We start from the raw sequence: 6,884 nt of genomic DNA, 5'->3' as shown, positions 1-6,884 counted from the left end.
TCACCTCCATATTTGATGATTCTATTATCTCAAACTATAACAATAATACCCACATTTTTCATAAGAATACTTATTCTATCCACATCTCATAAAAAGATGAGGATTAAAATATCCTGCGGATAAGGCGGCATTATTATCCATTGGCACTTCACCATCATCAAGGAATGCTTTAAGGTATTTTTCCTGATTGATGGAATAGTTAAATCCACTCCATGTTTTACTTTTTGAGAGGACTTTACCGATATGTTCTTTTATCCATACAAAGTAAGCCTCTACCAGTGGTTTTACACTGACCTGGCGAAGTTTTAATCTTTCTTCCGGTGAAAGCTCGCTTAATCGCTTTTCTTCCCGGTAGATTGCCTGTATCTGCTTTAATGCCAGATATGCGAGGCAGCTCTTTTGGTCTTTCTCAGGAAGAGCCTTTATCGCTTCATCATATCTACGGCGGGCATGTGCCCAGCAACCGGCGATGGTCAGATCTTCACGTTCCTTTTCTAAGGTGTGATATACCTGATATCCATCGGTAACACAGACTCCCTTGAAATCCTTAAGGAACTCTCTGGGATGACTTGTGTTTCTGGTCTGCTGGTAATCGTACAGGACGATTTGCTTATCCTGATACATCCTGCCCGTGCGATACACCCACATGTAACTCTTTGATCCGGCAGTACGCCCATCTTTATTTACAAGGACCGGCGTCTCATCTTATGAAAAGCTAATTATTATGTAAAGTAATTAGCTACTTTTCTTGTTATTCAATTCTTTTTTCATCTATAAACTTTACATAATCTTTAAGCGATATTCTCTTTGAAAGGAGAATTAGCTTATGTACAAAAACTCAAAAATAATTTTACGCTACCCACAATTCCAAAGTATCATTATCCAATATCAAGGTCTTGATGAATTTAAAGATCAAGCACCTGATACCATCCGTAGTAAGCGTGTAACAATCACTTCTTTGTGCAACTATCTTGGCGATAGTTGCATCACATCTTTTGCACAATGCAAGCATAATCATGTGGCTGATTTTATGCAAAGTATTTCATCTCTTTCTTCAACCACTAAGAGCGGTAAAGCTTTTATTCTCAGGCACTTCTTCAACTTCCTTTATAAAGAGAAAATCATTCTTTATTCGGGCAACGAACTTTTCCCTGTAATCGTAACTAATAAAAATAATCGAATTCTATCTTTTTATTCAGAAGAAGAGGTTAAAAAGTTGGTTTTATGCATTAATAGTGGTGTCCCTAAAGGGAAGCACGATCTTATTATTGTGCTTCTTGCAGCTGAATTAGGTATACGCTCTGGAGATATATGCCGATTAAAACTTTCTGATATTCATTGGGAACGTAACACAATTGAATTCACTCAATATAAAACAGGGGTATTTAATCAACTTCCATTGCTTGAAAATATAAAGTTCGCACTTATTGACTACCTACGTTCTGCTAGGCCTGTATGCAACTCAGAGTTGTTGTTTATTGGCATGAAAAATCACTATGGAATGATAGCTGCCAGTCAAATGCACTCTGTTGTATCAAAGTATTTCACGATTGCAGGTTTGGACGTATCCAAGCGAAAACATGGTCCACATGCATTAAGACATTCATTAGCCAGCAACCTTCTAAAGAATAACACACCTATGCATGTAATAAAAGATGTCTTGGGTCATACCAACCTAAATACTACAAAAATATATTTAAATATCGACTTTGAAACATTAAAACATTTCGCATTGGAGGTTCCGGATGAAAATAAAAAATAATTATAAATTCCCTGAACAATACAGGGATGTAGCAGAAGAATATATTTCTTACAAACACTCTCTGGGATTCAAGTTTGGTTATGATGACCAAAAGAAATGTGATCAGCTGCTCAACTACCTTTATAATAATTCAGTTAGTAAAGATGTATTAAAACTCACGAAAGAAAATGTTGACGGATACCTAAGTCAATTTACTTCTTCACGTCCCAGAACTATTCATGCTAATCAGTCTTATGTACGCCAATACGGCCTTTTCTTAAAAAGAAAAGGGTATGATCCGTATATATATCCTGCTACTCTTATCCAATGTCCCAAAGACTTTACTCCATATATATTTTCTAAAAGAGAAATATATCGTATATTTGAATGCGCAGACTGGATTGGACCAAATAAAAATAAATTTGTAAATACTCCTCATGTATATCCTGCTATCTTACGCACCCTTTATGCTTGTGGCCCACGTATAGGTGAGACTGTTCATCTAAAAACAGAAGACGTTAATCTTGATGAAGGAATATTTACTTTCCATAATGGAAAGAACAACGTATCCCGCATGATTCCCATGTCCGACTCCCTTACAAAATATTTAAGAAAATATGATTCCTTCGTTGATAGATCAGAAAACGAATTCTTTTTTCCATCTTTGAAAGGTGAATGTTATTCTCCCATAACTATACGCAACACATTTAAAAAGCTTATGTTGCAAGCAGAGATACCAGTTCTGCCAACTGGAAGATATCCCAGAATACATGATTTAAGGCATACTTTCGCAGTACATTCACTGGAGCATTCTATTGATGAAGGATTGGATCCGTATTGCTCTCTGCCTGCACTCAGTACATATATGGGACACAAAGGCATTGAATCAACTGAATACTATCTTCGCTTGACAAAACACTACTTCATAAATGTTCTTCATTATACACAGGCTCAAGCAGATATCATCTTTCCGGAGGTAGAATCATGAATTCATCATTAACAACTCTTATCACATCCTTTTTTACAAATTATCTTCCAAATATCGCCGGCTATTCTGAAAACACTGTTAAATCCTATCGGGATACCTTTGTATTATTATTTAACTTTGCAGATAAAAATAAATTATGTCCTAGGGGACGTATTGGCATTGAAATATTCTACAAAGAAAATATTCTCGGTTTTCTTGAGTGGATAGAAATAGAGAGGAATGCAACTGTTTCTACCAGAAACCAGCGTCTTGCCGCATTGAAATCTTTTAGTAAATATGCCTCCTCCAATGCAATTGAATATATGGATACATTTCAACAGGTTCTGGATATAAAGATCAAAAAGGGCACATCTAAAACTGTAGATTATTTAACTGTTGATGCTGTATCTTTATTGTTAAAGCAGCCTTGCTCTGTCACCCGCAATGGAATTCGTGATCTTGCTTTATTATCACTGCTTTATGAGTCTGGGTGTCGAGTTCAGGAAATTATAGATATACAGTTAGGAAATATATCTTTCCATACACCTGCCACGATTACCGTCACTGGTAAAGGAAGAAAAGTTCGTGTTATTCCTATTAGTACTAATGTTATTTCTATCATTAGCAGATATACTGCGAAATATCATATCATGAATCCACAGCAAACTTTGTTTACCAATAATCGAAAAGAACCATTAACTCGCTCTGGGGTATCATATATTTTGAAGAAATATACAGAAACGGCAAAACAAGAACGAGCTGAATTGTTCGGTGCTAGCATACACCCACATGTTCTAAGACATTCAAAAGCTATGCATCTTCTTGAAAGTGGTGTAAATCTTATATACATCAGAGATTTTCTTGGACACTCATCTGTCATAACAACAGAAATTTATGCCAAATCAAATCCCGAAATCAAACGTAAATTCTTAGAGGAAGCTGCTATGAACATCGATACTGCTATTGATAAATTCTCCGACAAAGAAAAACAAACTCTTCTAGACTGGTTGAAAAATAATGTTTAAATATTATGTATAGTAATTTTGGGGAAGAATCCTGTAAAATCAGGTTTCTTCCCATATACTTAACATAATAATTAGCTTTTCATAAGATGAATTATGTTAAGCTATACATAATTCATCCGCCTGGAGTACATGATAATCATAAATCTGCTCATGCAGATAATCATACAGAATTGCCAGATATCGGTCTGCGCACTGGATAGTCCAGTTCGCCATATCCTGTCGGGTAATCTTAAGATTATATCGCTCAAACTCTTTCTCCAAACGGTAAAGAGGAACGGCATTGATATATTTTCCGTTTAGGATAGCAGCCTCCAACGATGGAGAAACCAGACTGTTTCTAAGAAGATAGCCAGGATGCTTTGCTTTAATTATGTGATCATCTTTTTTGCTGGCATAAACCGCTACATGATGTTCCTCTACTTCTACTTTGGATGGAGTGAATTTATAACGTTTGTAGACTTCATCCGGAAGCTGTTTCCATGATGCTTCGCCGAACTCCTCACGAAGTTCATCTTCAGTCATGGTATGCCATGTCTTGACGATGGGAAGTCCGCTTAGATCTTCTTCCCGTTTGCCTTTGTGCTTCCCTGGCTTTGATTTTGTGGTATCTTCCTCATAGTCAGCATCGTCAAGGTTAGCAACTGCTTCTGCCTCATTGAAGAATACGATCTGATCATCTACTTCTTTAAATGCGATCTGCTGACTGGAGTCCAGCTTTTCGGAAGATCGACCATAGCGTTTATGGTTTGCAGAAGCAAGCTGTTCCAGCACCAGCTGAAGCTTTTGATCAATGGATGCGAGCTGTTCCTGATTAGCCAGAAGTAACTGAACCAGTACTGTCTTATCGAAATTATTTAGTTGTTCTTCAGTATACTTCATTGCCATAACAGACCATCCTTTCATTAAGTCTATTATAGCGTATTATACCTCATTTGGCGAATTTCATTTTCTTGTGCCTTCGTCATAATGCCTATGGTTGTAAGGCTTTCAGAATCCCATAGCGGGGTGATAATTGAATGTCTTTCGAAACGGCAGATTTTATTTCGAGATAAATATCGTTTATATATCACTGCTTCAAGGCATGCAGAAAGTGATTATCTATATATGGTTTTCGGTTTCTTATCGTGTGAAAAACAGGATATATTTTCTCTATTTTGCACAAAGCTTATGTAACATACTCAGGTGATACCTGCTTTACCGACTTCTTTGGTGTCAAGGTGAGACCTTCCATTAACCAGCGAAATTGCTGTGGAGTCAGGAGTCTTACTTCAGCTGCATTTCGAGGCCATTGATATTGGCCTTGCGCAAGGCGCTTATATAGTAGGAGATACCCGTCATTCTCCCAGACCAATCCCTTTATTCTATCTGCTTTTCTTCCGCAGAAAAGATAAAGTGTATCGGGCGAAAAAGGGTTAATTCCTGTTTGAACTTCTATGATACTTGCCAAGCGGTCAATGCTGGAGCGAAGGTCTGTATATCCGGTCACTAGAAAGATTTGCTTAAAACATGTGGCATCATTGAGCATGAGCGATCACCTGCAGTATTGTAGACAACAATTCCAGTGATGTAGCTTCTGTCACATGAATAGTAAAGCCATTCGCAGAGATATCCAGACCTACACTTGCGTTTGGATCTGGCTTTGGGTTCATGATTTCAGCGGGAACCGGAACAATGGATGCCCCCAGCATATCCTTTGGCATGCTTTCGAGGCAGGCTTCGCGAACCTTACGAAGCCGATAGTAGTAATCCGCTCTGGTTATGCCATTTTGGGTACACCAGTCGATGACTTTCGTTCCATCAGGGCGGTTCTGACATGCTCTGACTTGCTCAGCCCATTCCTGTAACCGATAGTGTGTGGCAACCATACTTGTTGTTGAGTTCATAGACTTACCTCCGTTTAGTGAGTCCAAAAAGTTGAGTACTGAACTTTTTGAACAAGAATAAAAGTTAAGTCTATTTTCTCAGAAATATGAAAAACGGTCTAGAGTACCCACTATCTACCGTTTACGTTTCGGAGGGTATCCTCGTTTGAATCGTTCAGAACATTCATCAAACAAAATAGGAAAAAATATTTTATACTATTCCGTTCCTGTCAAAATAACCTTTTTTCATCTAAAATATTGATAGCAAGCTCTTTTGCTATACTGGTTTGCTTAAATGGATTTATTTTTTCCACTACACCGTCACGTTTAAAAAGTGAGCCTGTGTTTTTGAACCAAAATGTTACATTTGCTTTTACGCATTGTTCACGGATATTAAGTACCCAATCATAATCACATTCACGAGCTTCTCGACCCGTTTCACCGCCAACTGTCACATGGTCTACTCCACGAAGATACGGTGTCAAATCTATCTTTTCTAAGAGTGGGGCACAAGCGATGAACCGCCGCTTTATCGGATAAGATAAAAAGAGTGGCAGTCTGTAATCAGCTAATGCTTGATTTTCGACAGTACAACCAATATTCACATTGTCATAGCCTGCACCCCAATCGGGTGGAAGTGATACGAGAAAACGGTCAATTCGCTTTGTTAAAATCAAGAAATCAATATCAGTTCTTTCCTTGATGATAGCCCAAATGTCTTTACGCCACTCGTCTGCTTCTGGCAGGAAAAAGTCAGTCGCAAAACAGGTTGGAAGAATTTTGTTGCCTTTGATATTGTATTCGCCATTTGCATTTTTCCTTGCGGGCCAATCAAATTTATCTGTTTTTTGTATTGTGCTTTGACCATAGCGTTTTGCATACGGACCATAAAAATAGCAATTTGTACAGCCATCACTTATTTTGTAACAGCCTGTCCATGGCTCCCAGTTCATAGTGTTCCTCCTCTTGGATGGGTGAAGCCGATGATAGCAGAAACGCAGCCGCTTGTCAAACGCAGCGTTTGAACGTCACCGTCTGTGCCTTCATGGAGATCTTACCCACCTCGTAGCCGTAGGCGGGCAGCTCCTTCTTGAAGGTTAAAAAGGCGTGGTCGATGGGAAAGCCCAGAATCTGTTCAATCTCGGCATAGGTCAGCGCGAAACTGTTCTCCGTGCGTTGACCTATCGCCTTCCAAAGCGGCTCATATTTACTCATTGTCCGTCTCCTCCGATCTTGTTTGGAAAAAAATAGCGGCTTTGATTTACCAAAGCCGCCGTGTATCACATACC

General features: G+C 38.5%; 8 protein-coding genes and 1 pseudogene. 3 read left to right on the top strand and 6 right to left on the bottom strand.

All coding sequences use genetic code 11. From position 1 onward, the window contains the following. Nucleotides 1–75: 75 nt before the first annotated feature. Nucleotides 76–693, bottom strand: a pseudogene (locus PHO71_RS24890) (IS66 family transposase); the annotation flags it as partial. Nucleotides 694–826: 133 nt separating this feature from the next. Here PHO71_RS24890 and PHO71_RS24885 point away from each other — a divergent pair. From PHO71_RS24885 to PHO71_RS24875, 3 genes are read left to right on the top strand one after another with little or no spacing between them, the layout of a single operon-like run. Next, entirely contained in the window at nucleotides 827–1,762 is a 936-nt protein-coding gene (locus PHO71_RS24885; protein ID WP_300208862.1) for a tyrosine-type recombinase/integrase, read from the top strand. After that, nucleotides 1,746–2,729: a tyrosine-type recombinase/integrase gene (locus PHO71_RS24880; protein ID WP_300208860.1), complete on the top strand. Its 984-nt coding sequence runs from the start codon at nucleotides 1,746–1,748 to the stop codon at nucleotides 2,727–2,729. The genes PHO71_RS24885 and PHO71_RS24880 overlap by 17 nt, the downstream gene beginning before the upstream one ends. Beyond that, nucleotides 2,726–3,733, top strand: a complete 1,008-nt coding sequence (locus PHO71_RS24875) for a tyrosine-type recombinase/integrase (protein WP_300208858.1) — start codon at nucleotides 2,726–2,728, stop codon at nucleotides 3,731–3,733. The genes PHO71_RS24880 and PHO71_RS24875 overlap by 4 nt, the downstream gene beginning before the upstream one ends. Before the next feature lie 96 nt (nucleotides 3,734–3,829). On the opposite strand, the gene PHO71_RS24870 is transcribed toward PHO71_RS24875, so the two are convergent. From PHO71_RS24870 to PHO71_RS24850, 5 genes are all read right to left on the bottom strand, one after another. Further along, nucleotides 3,830–4,618: a transposase gene (locus PHO71_RS24870; RefSeq protein ID WP_300208856.1), complete on the bottom strand. Its 789-nt coding sequence runs from the start codon at nucleotides 4,616–4,618 to the stop codon at nucleotides 3,830–3,832. A gap of 280 nt (nucleotides 4,619–4,898) precedes the next feature. Next, on the bottom strand, nucleotides 4,899–5,219 hold the full coding sequence (gene tnpB, locus PHO71_RS24865) for an IS66 family insertion sequence element accessory protein TnpB (RefSeq protein ID WP_300208854.1): 321 nt from the start codon (nucleotides 5,217–5,219) through the stop codon (nucleotides 4,899–4,901). A gap of 28 nt (nucleotides 5,220–5,247) precedes the next feature. Continuing rightward, a complete protein-coding gene (locus PHO71_RS24860; protein ID WP_300208852.1) occupies nucleotides 5,248–5,616 on the bottom strand; it encodes an IS66 family insertion sequence element accessory protein TnpB in 369 nt (122 codons plus the stop codon). A gap of 209 nt (nucleotides 5,617–5,825) precedes the next feature. Further along, the gene (locus tag PHO71_RS24855; protein ID WP_300208851.1) at nucleotides 5,826–6,548 is read right to left on the bottom strand and encodes a DUF5131 family protein; all 723 of its coding nucleotides are present in this window, start codon (nucleotides 6,546–6,548) and stop codon (nucleotides 5,826–5,828) included. 55 nt (nucleotides 6,549–6,603) lie between these two features. After that, nucleotides 6,604–6,884 (bottom strand): hypothetical protein (locus PHO71_RS24850; RefSeq protein ID WP_300208849.1); only part of this gene is annotated, 281 nt, incomplete at its 5' end.

It is taken from the genome of Bacteroides sp. (genome assembly GCF_028690125.1).
GTDB lineage: Bacteria > Bacteroidota > Bacteroidia > Bacteroidales > Bacteroidaceae > Bacteroides.
This window is presented reverse-complemented; position numbering and strand designations above follow the sequence as displayed.